Source organism: Hafnia alvei (assembly GCF_900095695.1).
GTDB classification, from domain to species: domain Bacteria; phylum Pseudomonadota; class Gammaproteobacteria; order Enterobacterales; family Enterobacteriaceae; genus Hafnia; species Hafnia alvei_B.
On record NZ_FMIQ01000036.1, the window covers coordinates 51,431 to 71,512 of the forward strand.

17 protein-coding genes and 1 other annotated feature are annotated in these 20,082 nt (G+C 48.4%); of the genes, 12 read left to right on the top strand and 5 right to left on the bottom strand.

All coding sequences use genetic code 11. The annotated features are described in order from the left end of the window. Positions 1 to 6: 6 nt before the first annotated feature. On the bottom strand, positions 7 to 1,197 hold the full coding sequence (locus tag BN1044_RS10225; RefSeq protein WP_072308572.1) for an efflux RND transporter periplasmic adaptor subunit: 1,191 nt from the start codon (positions 1,195 to 1,197) through the stop codon (positions 7 to 9). A 139-nt stretch (positions 1,198 to 1,336) separates the two neighbouring features. Between BN1044_RS10225 and acrR the strand changes: the two genes are divergently transcribed. The 3 genes from acrR to mscK all read left to right on the top strand — a co-directional run bounded on the left by acrR (position 1,337) and on the right by mscK (position 5,924). Continuing rightward, positions 1,337 to 2,041, top strand: a complete 705-nt coding sequence (gene acrR / locus BN1044_RS10230) for a multidrug efflux transporter transcriptional repressor AcrR (RefSeq protein ID WP_072308573.1) — start codon at positions 1,337 to 1,339, stop codon at positions 2,039 to 2,041. Continuing rightward, positions 2,041 to 2,394: a DsrE/DsrF/TusD sulfur relay family protein gene (locus BN1044_RS10235; RefSeq protein WP_072308574.1), complete on the top strand. Its 354-nt coding sequence runs from the start codon at positions 2,041 to 2,043 to the stop codon at positions 2,392 to 2,394. The genes acrR and BN1044_RS10235 overlap by 1 nt, the downstream gene beginning before the upstream one ends. A 164-nt stretch (positions 2,395 to 2,558) precedes the next feature. Continuing rightward, entirely contained in the window at positions 2,559 to 5,924 is a 3,366-nt protein-coding gene (mscK, locus tag BN1044_RS10240; RefSeq protein ID WP_072308575.1) for a mechanosensitive channel MscK, read from the top strand. A gap of 136 nt (positions 5,925 to 6,060) precedes the next feature. Here mscK and BN1044_RS10245 read toward each other — a convergent pair whose 3' ends face one another. The 4 genes from BN1044_RS10245 to priC form a co-directional block, all read right to left on the bottom strand. Further along, complete coding sequence (locus tag BN1044_RS10245; RefSeq protein ID WP_072308576.1) at positions 6,061 to 7,581, bottom strand: sensor domain-containing diguanylate cyclase; 1,521 nt, start codon at positions 7,579 to 7,581, stop codon at positions 6,061 to 6,063. Between the two features lie 594 nt (positions 7,582 to 8,175). Continuing rightward, on the bottom strand, positions 8,176 to 8,355 hold the full coding sequence (rsmS, locus tag BN1044_RS10250; protein ID WP_072308577.1) for a pleiotropic regulatory protein RsmS: 180 nt from the start codon (positions 8,353 to 8,355) through the stop codon (positions 8,176 to 8,178). Positions 8,356 to 8,364: 9 nt separating this feature from the next. Continuing rightward, entirely contained in the window at positions 8,365 to 8,613 is a 249-nt protein-coding gene (locus BN1044_RS10255; RefSeq protein ID WP_072308578.1) for a GlsB/YeaQ/YmgE family stress response membrane protein, read from the bottom strand. A gap of 180 nt (positions 8,614 to 8,793) precedes the next feature. Beyond that, positions 8,794 to 9,336 carry a primosomal replication protein PriC gene (priC, locus tag BN1044_RS10260; protein WP_072308579.1) on the bottom strand — a complete coding sequence of 181 codons (543 nt, stop codon included), beginning with the start codon at positions 9,334 to 9,336 and terminating at the stop codon, positions 8,794 to 8,796. A gap of 130 nt (positions 9,337 to 9,466) precedes the next feature. Between priC and BN1044_RS10265 the strand changes: the two genes are divergently transcribed. The 9 genes from BN1044_RS10265 to adk all read left to right on the top strand — a co-directional run bounded on the left by BN1044_RS10265 (position 9,467) and on the right by adk (position 20,050). Next, positions 9,467 to 9,847 carry a DUF454 family protein gene (locus BN1044_RS10265; protein WP_072308580.1) on the top strand — a complete coding sequence of 127 codons (381 nt, stop codon included), beginning with the start codon at positions 9,467 to 9,469 and terminating at the stop codon, positions 9,845 to 9,847. Positions 9,848 to 10,033: 186 nt separating this feature from the next. After that, positions 10,034 to 10,585, top strand: coding sequence for an adenine phosphoribosyltransferase (apt, locus tag BN1044_RS10270; RefSeq protein ID WP_072308581.1), 552 nt, complete (start codon positions 10,034 to 10,036; stop codon positions 10,583 to 10,585). A gap of 346 nt (positions 10,586 to 10,931) precedes the next feature. After that, entirely contained in the window at positions 10,932 to 12,935 is a 2,004-nt protein-coding gene (gene dnaX / locus BN1044_RS10275; RefSeq protein WP_072308582.1) for a DNA polymerase III subunit gamma/tau, read from the top strand. After that, positions 12,268 to 12,332, top strand: a sequence feature (DnaX frameshifting element). It overlaps the preceding gene by 65 nt. A gap of 50 nt (positions 12,936 to 12,985) precedes the next feature. Further along, positions 12,986 to 13,315 carry a YbaB/EbfC family nucleoid-associated protein gene (locus tag BN1044_RS10280; protein ID WP_004091772.1) on the top strand — a complete coding sequence of 110 codons (330 nt, stop codon included), beginning with the start codon at positions 12,986 to 12,988 and terminating at the stop codon, positions 13,313 to 13,315. After that, on the top strand, positions 13,315 to 13,920 hold the full coding sequence (gene recR, locus BN1044_RS10285) for a recombination mediator RecR (RefSeq protein ID WP_040045699.1): 606 nt from the start codon (positions 13,315 to 13,317) through the stop codon (positions 13,918 to 13,920). The genes BN1044_RS10280 and recR overlap by 1 nt, the downstream gene beginning before the upstream one ends. A gap of 297 nt (positions 13,921 to 14,217) precedes the next feature. Next, positions 14,218 to 16,086: a molecular chaperone HtpG gene (htpG, locus tag BN1044_RS10290; protein WP_072308583.1), complete on the top strand. Its 1,869-nt coding sequence runs from the start codon at positions 14,218 to 14,220 to the stop codon at positions 16,084 to 16,086. 348 nt (positions 16,087 to 16,434) lie between these two features. Continuing rightward, positions 16,435 to 18,012 carry an MFS transporter gene (locus BN1044_RS10295; protein ID WP_072308584.1) on the top strand — a complete coding sequence of 526 codons (1,578 nt, stop codon included), beginning with the start codon at positions 16,435 to 16,437 and terminating at the stop codon, positions 18,010 to 18,012. Between the two features lie 72 nt (positions 18,013 to 18,084). Continuing rightward, the gene (gene bglB / locus BN1044_RS10300; protein WP_072308585.1) at positions 18,085 to 19,224 is read left to right on the top strand and encodes a beta-galactosidase BglB; all 1,140 of its coding nucleotides are present in this window, start codon (positions 18,085 to 18,087) and stop codon (positions 19,222 to 19,224) included. A 181-nt stretch (positions 19,225 to 19,405) separates the two neighbouring features. After that, positions 19,406 to 20,050: an adenylate kinase gene (gene adk, locus BN1044_RS10305; protein WP_025799917.1), complete on the top strand. Its 645-nt coding sequence runs from the start codon at positions 19,406 to 19,408 to the stop codon at positions 20,048 to 20,050. The last annotated feature ends 32 nt before the right edge of the window (positions 20,051 to 20,082 follow it).

A 20,082-nucleotide genomic window follows, 5' to 3' on the forward strand; every position in this document is an offset into this window, starting at 1 on the left:
CATCACTTAAGACTTCTTCGGTTCGCTAGCCGCTGCATCTTTTGTTGAAGCGTTCCCTGCAGAAGCTTCTTCTACTTTCACTTGCACACCTGGACGAACTTTCTGCAAGCCAGTCACAATCACTTTGTCACCGGATTTCAGACCATCGGTCACTAACCATTTATCACCGATGGCTTGCGCTGCGGTTACGGTACGGTTTTCAACTTTGTTGTCGGCACCGACTAACATGACGGTTGCTTCACCGCGAGGATTACGGGTGACGCCTTGCTGAGGTACGAGCAACGCATTGTTTTTGATCCCTTCATCCAGACGAGCGCGCACAAACATGCCAGGCAACAAATCGCCTTTAGGATTCGGGAACACGGCGCGAATAGTGATTGAGCCAGTGCTTTCATCAACGGTGACGTCAGAAAACTCCAGAGAGCCTTTCTGTGCGTAAACCTGTCCATTTTCCAACACCAGTTCAGCCTTAGCCTTACCGCCTTCCTGCTCTAAAGTGCCGTTAGCCAGCTCTTCTTTTAAACGCAGGAAGTCATTGCTTGACTGAGTCACGTCGACATAAATCGGGTCAAGTTGCTGAACGGTTGCCAGCGCATTAGCCTGATTAGAGGTCACTAAAGCCCCCTCGGTCACGCTGGATTTACCAATACGACCGCTGATTGGCGAAGTGACTTTGGTGTAAGCCAGATTGATACGTGCAGTTTCTACCGCGGCTTTTGCTGCGGTAACGGCTGCATCCGCCTGACGCGCGTCGGCAACAGCTGTATCGTATTCTTGCTGACTGATGTACTTAGTACCGACTAATGTCTTATAGCGATTGACTGTCAGGTGAGCGATATTTGCGGCGGCTTCAGCTTTGGCCAAATCGCCACGTGCGCTGTCATAAGCGGCCTGATAAGTTGCTGGATCGATTTGATACAGGGAAGAACCGGCCTGGATGTCGCTGCCTTCCACGAAGTTACGCTTAAGGATGATGCCGCCAACCTGTGGGCGAACTTCTGCGATGCGATATGCAGATGTACGTCCAGGAAGCTCAGTGGTGACGTTCAACGGCTCAGCTTTCAGCGTCACAACACCCACCTCAGGTGCGCTTTGCTGACCTTTTTGCTCGTTTTCGTCGTTACATCCTGTAAGAAGTAAACTACCAGAAAACATTAGCACGGCCGCCAGAGGCGTTAACCCTCTGTTTTTATTCATAGATAACCTCAAGAGTTCGATTGTTAAATGGGTATTGATTCATTTGTGAAAACCCATTGCTGCGCTAATTAAAACTGCATGTTATGGTACATACATTCATGAATGTATGTAAATCAAAGCACATTAAAAATATAACGCCATGGCACGAAAAACCAAAGAGCAAGCTCAAGCAACCCGACTGCAAATACTTGAAGCGGCAGTATGTGAGTTTTCCGCACGCGGTGTGTCCGCTACCTCTCTAACGGATATTGCCAACGCAGCTGGTGTGACGCGTGGCGCAATTTATTGGCACTTTAAAAATAAAGTAGACCTTTTTAATGAAGTCTGGAACCTGACCGAATCAAAAGTCAGTGACTTAGAGATAGAGTATCAAGCAAAGTATCCAGATAATCCACTTAGGATTTTACGCGAAATCCTAATTTATATCTTAGTCGCAACCGTGGATGACCCACGCCGTAAAGCGTTGATGGAAATTATATTTCATAAATGCGAATTTGTCGGCGAGATGCGTTCTTTAGCTGATATTCGCAAGATTTTGTACCTCGAAAATTTTGAGCGCATCGAAAATGTGCTACGTAACTGTATTGAGTGTCAACAGTTGCCTGCCGAACTTAATACTCGGCGCACAGCGGTAATGATGCGTTCGTATATAACGGGTATAATGGAAAGCTGGTTATTTTTACCAGAAAGCTTTGATTTAAAAGAAGAAGCTTCATTTATGGTCGACAGCTTTATCGACATGATCAAGTACAGCGAACATCTCCTGCATGGCGCTGTTAGCATGCCGTTTGAAGCGCCGGCATATACGGTAGCGATGACGCCGCTGAACAGAGGGAAATCCTAATGCAGAAAATTGTTTTGATCGCCAATGGGGCCGGTTATGGCCAAGAATCATTGTTTAACGCGCTGCGCTTGGCTATTGCGATGAAAGAGCAGCAGGGCGAGATTGAGCTGAAAATCTTTTTGATGTCTGATGCTGTCACATCGGGTTTAGCCGGACAAAAGCCCCATGAAGGCTATAACCTCCAGCAGATGATTGAAATTCTGACGGTTCAGCAGGTGCCTTTTAAACTGTGTAAAACCTGTGCCGATGGCCGTGGAATCAGCACATTACCGTTGATTGACGGAGTTGAGATTGGGACGTTGGTTGAGCTGGCTCAGTGGACGCTAGCCGCAGACAAGGTGCTTACGTTCTAATTTTGCATTGAACCGTAACGAGGACGATAGGGATTAATTCCCACACAAATGTCGTCCTTATTTATTATATAAAAAATAGATTTCATTTTCGGCTTTTGCCTATTCATTGTCTTAATATCTTCGTGCTACGCTAATCTACTCTTCCCGTTAAACGATCTCTTCCCATGATGGCTGGCAGCATTACGTTACGCTCTGTTAAATTAACTCGGCGCGCACAGTTTTATTTAATTTCACTAATTATTAGTGTGCTTATTTTATTGGTTCCTGATTATGCGTTAGCACTGAGCGGCGATATATCGACGCGGGCTGAAGTGCAGAACCAGTTAGATTCTTTAAGTAAGCAGAAATCGCTGTCGCCGGGAGAAAAACTTTCGCAGCAGGATTTGATGAAAACGCTCGAATACCTCGACGGTATCGACCGCATCAAGCAGGAAAGCCAGCAGCTTAAACAGCAGATTCAACAAGCTCCGCTCAAGCTAAATCAGGCGCTCAGCGGATTAGAATCTATTCAACAAGCCGATAGCGAAGCCATCACGCGTTCGTCGCTGTCGACGCTCTCTTTGCGCCAGCTAGAAAACAGGATGGGCAGCACGCTGGATGACCTACAAAGCGCGCAGGAAGACTTAGCCAATTTTAATAGCCAGCTTATTTCTCTTCAGACCCAGCCAGAGCGTGCGCAAAGCAGCATGATGGCGACGTCACAACAGATACAACAAATCCGAAACGCGTTATCCGATCCCAGCAATATGCGTCCAACACAGCAAAACATGCTGAATACGCAAATGGCGATGCTGAACATGTCCCTCGACTACCAGCGTCAAAGCTTGTCGGCTAACACTGCATTACAAGATTCCCTGCAAAAGCAGCGTGATTACGCCAATGCCAGAATCAATCAGTTAGAACACATGGTTCAACTGGTTCGCGAGGTAGAAAACGGCAAGCGCTTAACCCAGTCTGAAAAGACGGCGCAGGAAGCGCAAAACCCTGATGACGCCACTCAGGATATTCAGCAGGATCCTATTATTGGGCGCGAGCTCGATATTAACCGCCAATTGAGTAAGCGGTTAATCGAAGCGACCGAGGGCGTGAATACGCTGGTTCAGGAAAATATCCGTATCAAAAACTGGCTAGACCGCTCTCTACAGGCAGAGCGCAATTTGAAAGAGCAGATAACGGTGCTGAAAGGCAGTTTGCTGCTGTCGCGCATTCTCTATCAGCAACAACAAAATCTGCCGACGGAAAAACTGACTAACGATGTTGCTACGCAGATTGCCGACTTACGTTTGGAACAGTTCGACATCAATGAAAAGCGCGATGCGTTATTCCAAGGAACGGATTATGTCACCCAGTTGCTTAGTCAAAATAAGGATAAGCCGTCTGACGATGTGGTTAGCGCGCTAGAAGATATTGTTGATGCTCGCCGCGAGCTGTTGGATCAGCTCAATAAGCAGCTCGGCAGCCAGTTAACCTTAGCCATTAGCCTGCAGATCAATCAGCAGCAGTTGCTGAGTGTAAATGAATACCTTCAGCATACGCTGACCCAGCAAATTTTCTGGGTCAGCAGCAATAAGCCAATGAATCTCAATTGGTTTATGGATCTTCCTAATGCCCTAAAAGTTCAGGCTAATTCGCTGCACTTTGACCTCAAGCCGGGGGCGTTGGCTGAAGGTGCGCTAAGCTCCATGTTCGTTTTCATTCCCTTGCTTATCCTCTTCGGCCTTTTCCGTTGGCGTTATCGTAAAATTAATGAGCTGCTGGAAAAGCTTGGCAACGAAGTCGGCCAGCTGAAACGTGATACACAGCTGCATACGCCAAAAGCGATTGGACTGCTGATGGTGAAAGGATTACCCGGCACGCTATTCATACTGGCGCTGGGTTTTTGGTGCTACCGCTTGGATATTAGTATTAATAACTTCATATGGTCGCTGTCGTTGCAGTTTGCCATGTTCTGGATGGTTATTAGCACCACATATCGCCTGCTAGCGCCGGAAGGGGTATCGGAAAAACATTTTAATCTTTCTCCACTGCTATGCGCGCACTATCGCCGCGTGACTCGCCGAGTTGGGGTCACGTTAATCCCGCTGATTTTCTGGTGTGTGCTGGGCGAAAAAGCACCGCTGCGCTTGAGTGAAGATGTGATTGGTCAGGTTGCAGTGCTTATTACCTTGGCACTGATTACCGCTTTTGTTTTTCCTATCTGTCGCGATGCATGGCGCGAGAAAAACTCTCATACCGTACGACTCATTATGGTGACGCTGTTAGCCATGACGCCTCTGGTGCTGATGGTGCTTACCGCGTTCGGCTATCTCTATACCACGCTAAGTCTAGGACTGCGTTGGCTCGATAGCCTCTATTTAATGGTGCTATGGACCATTATTTATGCGACGGCTATCCGTGGATTGAGCGTTGCCGCACGGCGTTTAGCCTACCGACGCGCTTTGGCTCGTCGTCAGCAAAATACCGCGCGTGAAGGCGCGGAGGGCTCAGAGCCGGTTGAAGAACCGCCATTGGCGATTGATCAAATTAATAGCCAGTCATTGCGTCTGACAACGATGGTGCTATTCCTCATCTTTGGCTGCGTTTTGTATTGGATTTGGTCCGATTTGGTTACGGTGATTTCCTACCTCGACAGCATCACCCTGTGGCACTACAGCAGCGGTTCAGGTGCAAACCAGACCTTACAGGCCGTGACGTTAGGCAGCGTGCTCTTTGCTTTGGTGTCGGTGGTTATTGCCTATATCTTAACGCGCAACTTACCGGGATTGCTTGAAGTGCTGGTGCTCTCGCGTATTCAAATGCGCCAAGGTTCTTCCTATGCCATCACCACGGTTCTGACCTATCTGATCATCGTGGTGGGGACGATCATCTTCTTCGGTTCGCTAGGGGTGTCATGGGACAAGCTGCAGTTCCTAGCCGCCGGATTATCGGTTGGCCTAGGTTTTGGTTTGCAGGAGATTTTCGGAAACTTTATCTCTGGCCTCATCATCCTCTTTGAGCGCCCAATTCGCATTGGCGATACCATTACTATCGGGACTTTCTCTGGAACGGTAAGCCGAATTCGTATTCGCGCCACCACGATCACCGATTTTGACCGTAAAGAAGTGATTATTCCGAATAAGGCGTTTGTGACAGAACGGCTGATCAACTGGTCATTATCCGATACTACAACCCGCTTACTGATAAAAGTGGGGGTCGCTTATGGTTCCGATCTGGACAAAGTGAAGCAGGTTCTTCTGCAAGCGGCCAAAGAAAACCCACGCGTGATGAACGATCCCGAACCCCAGGTGTTCTTCTTGGCGTTTGGGGCGAGCACATTAGATCATGAGCTGCGGTTATACGTGCGTGAACTCCGCGATCGCAGCTATACGGTTGATGAGCTGAACCGCCGAATCGATCAGCTATGTCGTGAAAACGATATTAATATCGCGTTTAATCAGCTGGAAGTGTATCTGCATAACCAAGAAGGTAAGGAAGTTCAGGTGATCAAAAAAGATCTGGATGGCAAAGCAGGTAATGAATCATTAGCATAATCACGTCGTGGTAATGGCGTGATTTGAATCCCGATGGAAGCTTACGGTATTTGTTTAAGCCCTGAGTTCTGACTTAAATAAACGTTGTAAGCTTCCATGCAGGTGGAAAATATCGCCGTATTTTGCTGCTTAAGGGCTAAGCCTTCGTCACGATAGTGTTCTTCCCGTTATGCTTAGCGGTATATAAATAATCGTCAGCAATTTTCAGTATTTCCTCTGCGGTTTCACCACTCCATTTCGTAAGTCCACCGCTGAAGGTGACATGTAAGCCTGCTTCGTGCCACTGTTTCTGCTCAATGGCGATGCGCCATTTATCAAGTAGGTGCACCACGCTGCTAGCATCGCTGTTCAAAATCAGCATCACTAATTCCTCTCCGCCATAACGACACAACAATCCTTGAGGCCCCGCAATTTCCTGACCGACCTTGCCGATATATTTTAAAACCTCATCGCCCACCGGATGACCAAAGCGATCGTTGATTTGTTTAAAATTATCAATATCAATCATGGCTAAAAAGAACGGGACTCTATTTTCAATCAGGCTGGGCAAACGCTCATCAAAATAGCGGCGATTAAATAATCCCGTCAGGCTGTCTTCAATAGCGGCTTTATTGGCTTCGGCTCTGGCTCGGTGCTGTTTTTTAATTTCAGAATAGACGCTAGCCAGATCGGATGTTTTTTCGTCCATGCTGCCACTGCGTATTGTTGCCAGCAGTTCACTGAGCATCCGCTGTAGGCTCGTGTTCCAAAGTACCGCCACGGTGATATAAAGCATCACCGTGACAATCGCCAATATCAACATCGGTTGCGTCGACTCTGCAATCAACGCCTCAATCTTATTCTCCTCTACGGTAAGAATAAGATGCCAGTCGGGGTTGGTAAATGAATGGTAATAAACGTGAATACCTGAATTTTCGTCATAAAAATAGCCTTCAGCATCACTCATTTGTTTCAACCATTCTGGATGAGCAATAGGCAAGGTAATTTCTTGAGGATTGGCGTGCATGACAATCTGCCCAGAATGATGGATTACGGCCAACTTTCCATTTAATGGTAAGGCTATCTCTTTTAATGGCAGGCTCATTGCGGCCAAATCTAAATCCATCGATAACGCGCCATACCGAACCCCTTGTTCGTCATTCAGGTTTTTCGATATGGTCAACACGTTATGATGAGTAAACTCATCGCTATAGGGCATAGAGAAACGTACCCAGTTATTTTTTAGGGTATCGCGAGGAAACCAAGGGCGTTCTTTAGGATCGTATGTGGGAGACTCTATTTTAGGAATACTGTTAAACCCGACACCATCGACCCACACTAGAATGTTGGTAAAATGGCGATTAGCATTAATGGCATAGGAAACAATTTTCTTTAGATTGCTCTCATCTGAATCAATGAACATACGTGATTCACTTGGCGAGGCTTGGGTTGCAAGCGCAATGACGCTATTTTTGATATCTTTAATTTGACGATCAACTGACTGCATAGCCGTATTATGTGCGATGAAAGCTAGCGTCTCATCGATATTATGATACGTCTCTTGCTTCACGTGCTGATAGAACCACACATAGAGAACGATCAGTGGAAGAGCCAGCGTGAGAATCGCTAAGTGAACCTGCTTTTTAACTGACCATGGTTTTTGCAAAGTAGAAATCATAAATTAAGAGGCTTATGTTGCATTGAGTAACCAGAATAGTTATCTGGAGGTAAGTCCTTTACCAAAATATCCCCTTCATACTTGAAGTTGCATCTGTGTTGGCTACGTTCACTCACCCGAACCACTTACTTGAGTAAGCTCATCGGGATTCGTTCTCTTGCCGCCGTGATGCAACTCCAATTATTTTGGGCATAAATAATATATTATTTATAATAAAACTTTATAGGAGTAATGAGTATATCAACATGAATAATAATATTTCATCGATCATAAAATGATCTTGAGGGAAATCAATTTAACGCATTAAGGAAATGACTCTTCCGCCATTAATTAGCGTAATGGAATGACTTTTTCCCAGAAAATAAACATAATTAGGAAGTTTTATTTCCAATGTTATAAAATAAATCTATTCAGATATTTCTAACTATGGTTAGCATGATAAATATAATATAACCAATAAGTGTTAATGGTATAAGTAAATAGGAATTTTATAAAAACAAACCAGAGTATATATTAATTATAATAAACACATTCGATACAGATTATTCTTGAAAAAAAGGAGCCATTTGGCTCCTTAAGATATGACTCGAGATGCTATACGTTGCTGAGCGGCGAAATTGTTTGGTGTTTTTTGAGCGACAATTTAGCCTGATAGTCTTTTTTTACTATTTCTAAGGCTGCTAACACGACTTCAGGACCGAGATCGTTGCTTTCCAGCAGATAGATCAAATCGACGGCAAGTTGCACTTCAGGCGCTGCTTTCTCGAGTGACATAACCTTTCCTTAGTTTTTCAATTTGCGATAGATGAACAACAACAGCATAGCACCCAGAATTGAAATGATCAGGCTAGCGAAATTAAAACCAGTGACGCTTCCCATTCCGAAGAATGAGCTGATGTAGCCACCGACTAATGCGCCTGCAATACCTAAAATAATGGTCATGAAGAAACCACCGCCATCTTTACCCGGCATGAACCATTTAGCCAAAATACCGACAATAAGACCAAGAATAACCCAAGAAATAATGCCCATGATACGTCTCCCTCAAACAAACATTCAGCGCCAACCCCGATGATATCGAGCGCGATATCAGAGAAGAAAGCTTTGATAATTATAGATAGAAATAAGCCCTCACAATGAAGGCCAGACCATTTTATTTGTTTGTAGGATGAATAGAACGACTTTCTGCATAAATGGGTTATTTTCAGAATTTTAGGAAAAGCCGAGCTCCATTTGTTCTATTTGTTTTTCAATTTTTTTCAGCGCCTGGTGGCAGCGACTTAAACGTCCTTCTAAGGCCACTAATTCTTGCTGAATACCTTGTTGTTGTTGCAACGTTTGACACTGGCCAAGCTGGCTTTCTCGTTCATAGAGCATGTCATTTAAGCGCCGTTCATAGCCCTGATTTTCTGCCAGTTTTTGCTGCAGAATAGACAGCGGCGAGCGCCGGTTTTTAGCATCTTGGCGGCGTAGCTGCTGGGTGGCGAACTCTCGCTGTAGCGCTTCGATCTGAGCGACTAAACGTTCAGCTAAAAAACTGACCTGCTGTGGATGGTTACGCTTAACGGCATCGGTGAGTTTTGCAAAATTACCGCGCAGCTCTTGCAAATAATCTTTTAGCCCAGTTTCGGCGCTGACAAAAAGAGCACGATCAAAACGTGGTTGGCGGGTCGGTATATAACCGCTGTTTTTCAGTGAAAGCTCCAGCTGGATGATGCGCTGTTCTAACACCTGTAAAAGCTGTTGGCTTGACATCAAAGGTACCTTAGCGGTGAATATCGGGCTCAGAGAGGAGGGCGGGGTAGTTATCCCCCATGACTTTCGGTGCAATGCTCATGTAACATCAGATGGTAATGGAGTCGTGGGGAGTAGGGCAAGAGACATCATGCAACGCATATTACTCATTGTTTTGGGCTGGATCGCATTTGGTCTGGCTTGCCTAGGCGCCATTTTGCCTTTATTACCGACCACGCCTTTCCTGCTGGTGGCGGCGTGGTGTTTTTCTCGTTCGTCGTCGCGTTTCCACCGCTGGTTATTGTATAACTCTTGGTTTGGGAGCTACTTACGCCACTGGCAAAAACATCGTGGTTTGCCATCAAGAGCTAAGCCAAAGGCCATTATTTTTATTATTCTGACCTTTGCGCTTTCGTTGTGGTTGGTGAACATGTGGTGGGTTCGAATTTTATTGCTGGTGATTTTGGCCTGCCTGCTCTTCTTTATGTGGCGCCTGCCGGTAATTGATGCAGAGCAAGAAAAAACACCGTGAAATGAACTCTACAGTTGCATTTGCTCGCCAGTTTCAATAGATTTGAGCGTTTTCGTGCGCGGGTTACCTCCCTGTCCCTTTGCTCTATACCGAACACCGCAGGTCTGAGACTACAGGCCATGTATCGGGGGAAGTTCAGGTGGCTTGCGTTAGCCCGGACCCGCTGTTTTATCAGGCAACAATTTTATGACCGCTACAGCACAACAAATCGAATTCCTTAGAGAAAGCATTAAGACTATCCCGGACTATCCAAAACCAGGGATTTTGTTCCGCGATGTCACCAGCATGCTGGAAGACCCAAAAGCCTATGCACTGAGCATCGACCTGCTTGTTGAACGCTATCGTAACACCGGCGTGACCAAAGTCGTGGGCACCGAAGCTCGTGGTTTCTTGTTCGGAGCACCTGTGGCTCTGGCGCTGGGCGTAGGCTTTGTTCCTGTGCGTAAGCCGGGCAAGCTGCCTCGTGCTACGTTAAGCGAAAGCTACGAACTGGAATACGGTACCGACACGCTGGAAATCCATCAGGATGCTATCCAGCCAGGCGATAACGTTTTGGTCATTGACGACCTTTTGGCTACCGGTGGCACCATCGAAGCCACGGTGAAACTGATCCGTCGTTTAGGTGGCGTGGTGACCGATGCCGCGTTTATCATTGATTTGCCAGAGCTGGGCGGCGAAGCTCGCCTGACGGCACAAGGCATCAATTGCTATAGCCTCGTTGACTTTGCCGGTCATTAATAACCGGTGACAAGCATCAACAATCGCTGAAATAAAGCCCCGTTTATACGGGGCTTTTGTATTTTGTAGACAGTAAAATTTGCGATATGTATGCGGTCTCCAAAACGTGCCGCACGCCGGGCCGAAAGTAATTAGGAATCAACATAAAGCTGCTGTTACAATACAAAGATAGCTCGTCATAATGCGGCTGAGCGTAATCATAAGTTGAGATCTTTCTGTTTAACGCCATATAGAACGAGTTCGTTGAACAGAATGAGCCCCCGGTCGGTATATGATAACCCCGATCAGCATCGCGGTTTTTGCAGTCATACTGAAATTACCCCTTACAAATCAATGATGAGTATCAATGAGCTATCAGGTACTTGCCCGTAAGTGGCGTCCACAAACGTTTTCTGACGTCGTGGGTCAGGAACATGTTCTGACCGCGCTAGCAAACGGCCTTTCTTTAGGGCGTATTCACCACGCCTATCTGTTTTCCGGCACCCGCGGCGTGGGTAAAACCAGCATCGCGCGCCTATTGGCGAAAGGGCTTAACTGCGAAACCGGCATCACCTCAACGCCTTGTGGCGTATGTGATAATTGCCGTGAAATTGAGCAGGGCCGTTTTGTTGATTTACTCGAGATCGACGCCGCTTCGCGCACCAAAGTTGAAGATACCCGCGATCTGCTGGATAACGTTCAATACGCGCCTGCGCGTGGCCGTTTCAAAGTCTATTTGATCGACGAAGTACACATGCTTTCCCGCCACAGCTTTAATGCGCTGTTGAAAACGCTGGAAGAGCCGCCTCCGCATGTCAAATTCCTGCTGGCAACGACGGATCCTCAAAAACTACCGGTAACGATTTTGTCTCGCTGCCTACAGTTTCATCTCAAGGCATTGGACGTTGAGCAGATCCGCACCCAGTTGGAAAAAATTTCCACCGCGGAAGGATTTGCCGCCGAGCCGCGCGCATTGCAGCTATTGGCGCGTGCCGCCGAAGGCAGTATGCGTGACGCGCTAAGCCTCACCGATCAGGCGATTGCGATGGGGCTGGGGCAAATCACGGCAGAAACCGTTGGTCAGATGCTCGGCACCCTAGATGACGAGCAGCCACTTGCTATTATTGAAGCGCTGGTGGATGCCGATGGCGAGAAAGTCATGGCGCTGGTTGAACAGGCGGCTTCACGCGGAGTGGATTGGGAAAATCTGCTGATTGAAACCCTGACTCTGCTGCACCGCATTGCGATGCTGCAACTGCTGCCAAATGCGCTAGACAGCCACTATATTTCCGTTGAGCAGCGCCTGCGTGAATTGGCGCGTACGCTGCCGCCGTCAGATTTGCAGCTGTTTTATCAGGTGTTACTGACAGGGCGCAAAGAGTTAACCTATGCGCCAGATCGTCGCATGGGCGTAGAAATGACGCTGCTACGCGCGCTGGCGTTTCATCCCAAAGCCGTGATTGCTGAACCTGTTGCCGCGCCGCAAACGGCGTTGCCAACCATGCCTGCACAAGGCGGGGCTCATTCGGCGATGTCAGGTTATATGCCAGCACAGAATGCAGCACCGAATCAGAACACTATGCCGCCAGCGGGGCAGTTCCAACCGCAGAACGTGCCTCCGGCTCAGCCAGCGGTAAAACCGGCCGGGCTTTCGGATGCCACAGCCCAGCTTTTGCAGGCTCGAAGTCAGCTACGGCAAAAGGCGGGTGGGGGAACTGACCCAAAAAAGAATGAGCCGGCAGCGCCTGTAACCGCGCGGCCGGCAAGCTCAGCACTGGAGCGTTTGGCCTCAGTGACGGAGCGCAGCCAGCAGCGTCAAGCTGCCGCGGCAGAAGCGAAACCGTCTAAGAAAGAAGCCTACCGTTGGAAAGCACAAACCAAAGCGGTAGAGGTCAAACGCGAAGAAATTGCTACGCCGAAAGCGTTGCGCACCGCGCTAGAGTATGAAAAAACGCCTGAGCTGGCCGCCAAGCTGGCTGAGGAATCGTTGACCCGTGATGAATGGGCAGCCGAGCTAAACCAGCTACGTTTGCCTAAGCTGGTTCAACAGCTGGCATTGAATGCGTTTCGTGAACCGGCAGAAGAAGGCAAGGTGCTTCTGCATTTACGTTCTTCGCAACGTCATTTAAACTCCGCTTCTGCGCAGCAGACTTTGTCTCAGGCGCTGAGTGAACATTATGGTCGCCCGGTTGAGCTGACGATTATCGAAGACGATAATCCAGAGCGACTCACGCCGCTGGAATGGCGGCAGGCGATTTACGAAGAAAAACTGGCGCAGGCTCGCCAGTCCATTGCTGCGGATAGCAACATCCAGACTTTGCGACGTTTCTTTGACGCCGAACTGGATGAAGAGAGCATCCGCCCTGTTTAACTGCTGTGTCAGCACGAGGCCGACACAGCCCCACGCAAAGAGAGAACACTATGTTTGGTAAAGGCGGATTGGGCAACCTGATGAAGCAAGCCCAGCAAATGCAAGACAAAATGGCGAAAGTGCAGGAAGAGATCGCCCAGCTGGAAGTGACCGGTGAATCTGGCGCGGGTCTGGTAAAAGTGACCATCAACGGTGCGCATAACTGCCGTCGTATCGAAATCGATCCAAGCCTGATGGAAGACGATAAAGAGATGCTGGAAGACCTGATCGCTGCCGCGTTCAACGATGCGGCACGCCGTATTGAAGAAACTCAGAAAGAAAAAATGGCTTCAGTTTCCAGCGGTATGCAGTTGCCGCCGGGCTTCAAGATGCCATTCTGATGCAAACCAGCCCGCTTCTTGAATCATTAATGGAAGCACTGCGCTGCCTGCCGGGCGTTGGCCCGAAGTCGGCGCAGCGCATGGCATTCCACATGCTGCAGCGCGATCGCAGCGGTGGAATGCGTCTGGCGCAGGCGCTCACCCGAGCGATGTCGGAAATCGGCCATTGTGAAGACTGTCGTACGTTTACCGAACAGGATATATGTACGATTTGTTCTAACTCGCGTCGTAAAGAAAATGGACAAATCTGCGTGGTCGAAAGCCCAGCAGACATCCATGCGATAGAGCAAACCGGGCAATTCTCAGGCCGCTACTTTGTTCTGATGGGGCATTTGTCCCCGCTGGACGGCATCGGCCCGCAGGATATCGGTTTAGATCGCTTGGAAGAGCGTTTGGGGCAGGAGTCACTCACCGAGGTGATTTTGGCCACTAACCCAACGGTTGAAGGCGAAGCGACCGCGAACTACATTGCTGAAATGTGCAATGCTCACGGCGTATTGGCTTCCCGCATTGCCCACGGTGTTCCCGTTGGCGGTGAGCTTGAGATGGTTGACGGTACTACGCTGTCGCACTCTCTGGCCGGACGCAACCCGGTTCGTTTTTAACCTCTGCCTGACCGGCGTGTAATTTATCCACTGATAAAGTGATCTGAGTTACACGTCGCATTTCTTTTTTCCTCGATTGTATTTTTTACCCTTGAAATTCAACATCCCATCCCCATTTTTTAACCACTCTACCCAAAATAGTTCAAGTTGTAGGAAGGCAGCCAGTTTATGAGTCCCTAGCAGCATAGATAACTATGTGACTTGGGTGAATAAACGCAGCTAACGCACATACGGCTTGAACAATGAAGGGTAAAACATTTTTTTCTGAGTGCTATCCATTGAGGTAAAAGCAAAATTATGAAAGGCCAAGAAACCCGTGGCTTCCAGTCAGAAGTCAAACAGCTTCTGCATTTGATGATCCACTCACTCTATTCAAACAAAGAAATTTTCCTGCGCGAGCTGATTTCCAACGCATCCGACGCGGTCGATAAACTGCGTTTCCGCGCGTTATCGAGCCCTGAGCTGTATGAAGGCGACGGTAATCTGCACGTCCGTATTTCAGCAGACAAAGAAAATCGCACCCTGACTCTGAGCGATAACGGTATCGGGATGACCCGTGACGAAGTTATCGACAATTTGGGGACGATTGCGAAATCGGGTACCAAGGCATTCTTGGAGTCTATCGGTTCCGATCAAGCTAAAGACAGCCAGCTGATTGGCCAATTTGGTGTCGGTTTCTATTCTGCTTTCATCGTGGCAGACAAAGTTACCGTTCGCACGCGTTCAGCCGGTGCTAACGCCGATCAGGCGGTATTCTGGGAATCAGAGGGCGAGGGTGATTACACCATCGCTGATATCGAAAAAGTAGAGCGCGGTACCGAGATCACTTTACATCTGCGCGAAGGCGAAGATGAGTTCCTTGATGATTGGCGTTTGCGCAATATCATCAGTAAATACTCTGACCATATCGCGCTGCCGGTTGAGATCCTGACCACCGAAGGCGAAGACGGCGAGCAGAAGTGGGAAAAAATCAACAAGGCGCAGGCTTTGTGGACGCGTACTAAGTCTGAAGTGACCGACGAAGAGTACAAAGAGTTCTACAAGCACATTGCCCATGACTTTACCGATCCAGTCACTTGGAGCCATAACCGCGTTGAAGGTAAGCAGGAATACACCAGCCTGCTGTACATTCCTGCGCAGGCACCGTGGGATCTGTTTAACCGCGACCATAAGCACGGGCTGAAACTGTATGTGCAGCGCGTATTCATTATGGATGACGCCGAACAGTTCATGCCGAACTACCTGCGCTTTGTGCGTGGCCTGATAGATTCTAACGATCTGCCATTGAACGTTTCGCGTGAAATTCTGCAAGATAGCCGCGTGACGCAAAGCCTGCGTGCAGCGCTGACCAAACGCGTGTTGCAGATGCTGGATAAACTGGCCAAAGACGATGCTGAGAAATACCAGAAATTCTGGCAGCAGTTTGGTCTGGTGCTGAAAGAAGGCCCAGCCGAAGACGGTAGCAATGCTGAAGCCATTGCTAAGCTGCTGCGCTTTGCATCAACTCATAACGACAGCGCTGTGCAGAACGTCTCTCTGACCGACTACATCAGCCGCATGGTGGAAGGCCAAGAGAAGATTTACTACATCACGGCCGACAGCTATGCCGCCGCGAAGAGCAGCCCACATCTGGAGCTGTTGCGTAAGAAAGGCATCGAGGTGTTGTTGCTTTCCGATCGCATCGACGAATGGATGATGAGCTACCTGACCGAGTTTGATGGTAAGCCATTCCAGTCCGTCAGCAAAAAAGATGAATCCCTGGATAAGCTGGCAGATGAAGAAACCAGCGAACAGAAAGAAGCTGAAAAAGCGCTGGAGCCGTTCGTTGAGCGCGTGAAAACCCTGTTGGGCGATCGTGTGAAAGACGTACGTCTGACGCATCGTTTGACCGAAACCCCTGCGGTAGTCACTACCGACGCGGATGAAATGACTACTCAGATGGCAAAACTGTTTGCTGCTGCTGGTCAGGATGCGCCTGAAATTAAATACATCTTTGAGCTGAATCCCGATCATGCGCTGGTGAAACGTGCCGCTGATGAGCAAGACGAAGCCCGCTTTGGTGAATGGATTGAACTGCTGCTGGATCAGTCACTGTTGGCTGAACGCGGTAGCTTAGAAGATCCAAACCAGTTCATTAAACGCGTGAACGATTTACTGCTGGCTTAATCGTTGTTAATCAAGTGATAACCTATGCCGCTCCGTGATACGGGGCGGCATTTTTTTATTCTGTCATTGCCGCTTTTCTCTTCTATTACCCGCTATTTTTGCGCCGCGCATTGCATTTTTGAATATCCGCTTTGATAAAAACAAAACGCTGTTTTATAAAAACGGAGAGGTTGATCGGTAATCTCTTTATATTTTTGCCATTTACCGTCATCAGGTGGCAAAAGCACAAAGGTTTTCAGTCGGTCATAAACCTACTTTAGACCCATAGGAAGAGTTCCCTCTGCTATTTCGTGAATGACAGAAATAGTGGCGGAGCGCTCAGATAAGACACTACGGGGAACGAAAGTGATGACGATGCCATTGCAAAAGACACGCAAAATAGGGCTGATCAATTATTTGGCCTACGGCTCCGGAGATTTTCTCGGTGCAGGCACCACGGCGCTGACGGCGGCTTGGCTCCTCTATTTTTACACCACGTTTTGTGGACTAAGCCCGATAGAAGCCACGTTTATTTTTGCTATGGCGAGAGTGCTTGATGCGGCAGTGAGTCCTTTGATGGGCTTTTTAACCGACAACTTTGGCTCAACGCGTTTGGGCAAGCGCTTTGGTCGGCGTAAGTTCTTTATTCTGCTCGGTATTCCTTTGGTGTTCAGCTACAGCCTGATGTGGGTTGGCGAGATGCATTATTGGTACTACCTGCTGACCTATCTTTTCTTTGATGTTGTTTACTCAATGATTTTGGTGCCGTATGAAACGCTGGTGCCAGAAATGACCGATGACTTTAAACAGAAAACCAAATTCTCCGGCGCTCGAATTGGCTTGGCGCAGCTCTCCGCGATATTGGCGGCGTTTCTACCGGGAATTCTGCTGGCTTATTTTGGCAAAGATAACGCTGTCTCCTTTTTCTATGCCAGCTTGGTGTTCTCGGTCATCTGTGCAGGCGTGTTAACGCTGGTCTATTTCTATACGTGGGAACGGCCGCGAGAAGAAATGTCGGAAACTCAACTAAGAGCCGAGCAGGAGAAGCAAAAACTGACTTTGCTGCAAAGCCTGAAACGTTTGAACGTGGAACTCACCTCAACGCTGCGTATTCGTATTTTCCGCCAGCATCTGGGGATGTATCTCGGTGGCTATATTGCACAGGATGTTTTTAACGCGGTGTTCACCTACTACGTAGTTTTCGTTTTGATGCAAAGCGCTACCGTAGCCTCTAGCTTGATGGGAACCATGGCCATCATGCAGTTTATTGCGGTCATTGGCATGATCCCGCTGTGTATCCGTTTTGGCCCTGCGCCTTCTTATCGCTTGGTGGTGGTGTTGTTCGGCCTTAGCGCCTTGTCTTATGGCGTGCTGTATTACGCGGGCATGAATGACGCGATGTCGCTGCTGCTGTTGATTTCTGCGGTGGCAGGGTTGGGACGCGGTGGGATCAATTATGTGCCGTGGAATACCTACACCTATATTGCTGACGTTGACGAAGTGATCACTGGGCAACGCCGCGAAGGCATTTTTGCCGGCATTATGACGCTCACCCGCAAAGCCTCTCAGGCCTGTGCGGTGATGTTAGTTGGGATAGTTATGCAGCTCTCCGGTTTTGTTTCGGGTCAGGCGCAGCAGGCACCGGCAGTCGGTCACACCATTCTGATGATCCTCAGCGTAGGCACCGTCTGTGTGCTATGCGTCGGTTTTTATATCTCCTTACGTTTCAAGCTCAATCTGCAAACACACAGCGTACTGCGCGAAGAAACCATCAAAATGCGTGAGGCTGGGCATATCGTGCCCGAACAGATCACGCCAGAGGCGAAAGCTACCGTCGAACTGCTGGCAGGTATGCCATATGAATCGCTATGGGGTAACAACAATATTGGCTATCTCAATCGTGACAAGCCTGCGCCTAAGTCGCTGCATATATTGAAAAATGCCTAATCTGAGCAGCGCGGCGAAAAGACACCGTGAAATAAATTTGAGTTATTTTCTGAATTAATTAAGGGAGTTCCCATGCTCGTATATCCGGTAAAACATAGCCCATTACTGCGTCAGCCAGAGCGCTTTATCGCTCGCGATGAGCTTAAGGGGCTCATCTGTAAGATGACTGACAATCTGATTAATATCAGCGACGAAACCGGAGAGTTCCTGCTGCGCTTGGACGATGGGCGGGTGATTGATACCAAAGGCTGGGCAGGTTGGGAGTGGACGCACGGTATCGGCCTCTACGGTATTTATCAGTATTACCAGCAAACGGGCGATCAAGAGATGCGCGCGATTATTGATGACTGGTTTACCGCCCGCTTTGCAGAGGGAACACCCACCAAAAACGTGAATACGGTGTGTCCGTTTCTGACGCTGGCTTATCGCTATGAAGAGACTCAAGATCCACGCTGGCTGCCTTACTTAGAGCGTTGGGCCGAATGGGTGATGTATGAAATGCCGCGTACCGAACGTGGTGGTATGCAGCACGTGACGCTAGCGGAAGAGAACCATCAGCAGCTTTGGGATGACACCCTGATGATGAGCGTGTTGCCGCTGGCAAAAATTGGTAAGTTGCTGAATAAACCTGAGTACATTGAAGAAGCTAAGTATCAGTTTTTGGTTCATACCCAGCATCTGATGGAGCGTGAAACTGGTCTGTGGTTTCACGGCTGGACGTTTGAGGGCCACCACAACTTTGCCAAAGCGCGTTGGGCGAGAGGGAATAGCTGGTTAACGATGGTGATCCCTGAATTTATCGATCTGCTGGATCTCCCTGAATATGATGCAACGCGACGTTTCTTGATTCAGGTACTTGAAAGCCAAGTTTCAGCATTGGCGAAATGTCAGGATGAAAGCGGTTTGTGGCATACCTTGCTCGACGATCCTGACTCCTACGTTGAGTCGTCTGCCACCGCCGGATTTGCCTACGGCATTCTCAAAGCGGTGCGTAAACGCTATATCAGCGCAGACTATGCGCACGCGGCGGAAAAAGCGGTGAAAGGTGTGATTAAGCATATTAATGCCGAGGGCGAATTAACTAACGTTTCGTTTGGTACGGCGATGGGGCGAGACCACGACTATTATCGCCAGATCCCGCTGACGTCGATGCCGTATGGTCAGGCGATGGCTATTCTATGTTTGTCGGAATATATGCGCGTTTATCTTTAACGTTTATTCGCTGAGAATCAGACCAAAACGGGCGCGGGTGAGAGAAAAATCACTCGCGCCCGTTTTATTATACGAGTTTCACGTTTCAGCAGCGGCCCGATTCCTTGAGGTAGCGGTCACAAAAATGGTAAGGTTTAGTGTTTTTGAATTTTATAAAAAATAATTTAAGAGGATTTACGCGATGCGTATCATTCTGCTTGGCGCTCCTGGCGCAGGTAAAGGCACTCAGGCACAGTTCATCATGGAGAAATACGGCATTCCGCAAATCTCTACAGGTGACATGCTGCGTGCAGCAGTGAAAGCCGGTACCGAACTGGGCAAAAAAGCAAAAGAAATCATGGATGCAGGCATGCTGGTAACCGATGAACTGGTTATCGCTTTAGTTAAAGAGCGCATCACTCAGGAGGATTGCCGCAACGGTTTCCTGCTAGATGGCTTTCCACGCACCATTCCTCAAGCTGATGCCATGAAAGAAGCGGGCATCAACGTTGATTTCGTACTGGAATTTGATGTTCCTGACGAACTGATCGTTGAACGTATTATCGGTCGTCGTGTGCATCAGGGTTCTGGCCGTGTTTACCACATTAAATTCAACCCACCGAAGGTTGAAGGTAAAGACGACGTGACCGGCGAAGAACTGGTTACCCGTAAGGACGATCAGGAAGAAACCGTACGTAAGCGCTTGGTTGAATATCATCAGCAGACGGCTCCGCTGATCGGTTACTACAGCGCAGAAGCCGCGAACGGCAAGACCAAGTACGTTAAATTAGACGGTACTCAGTCTGTTGCAGCGGTTCGTGCTGAGCTGGAAACGATCCTAGGTTAATTCTGGGCTAAAGCGATTTTAGGCGATTTTGG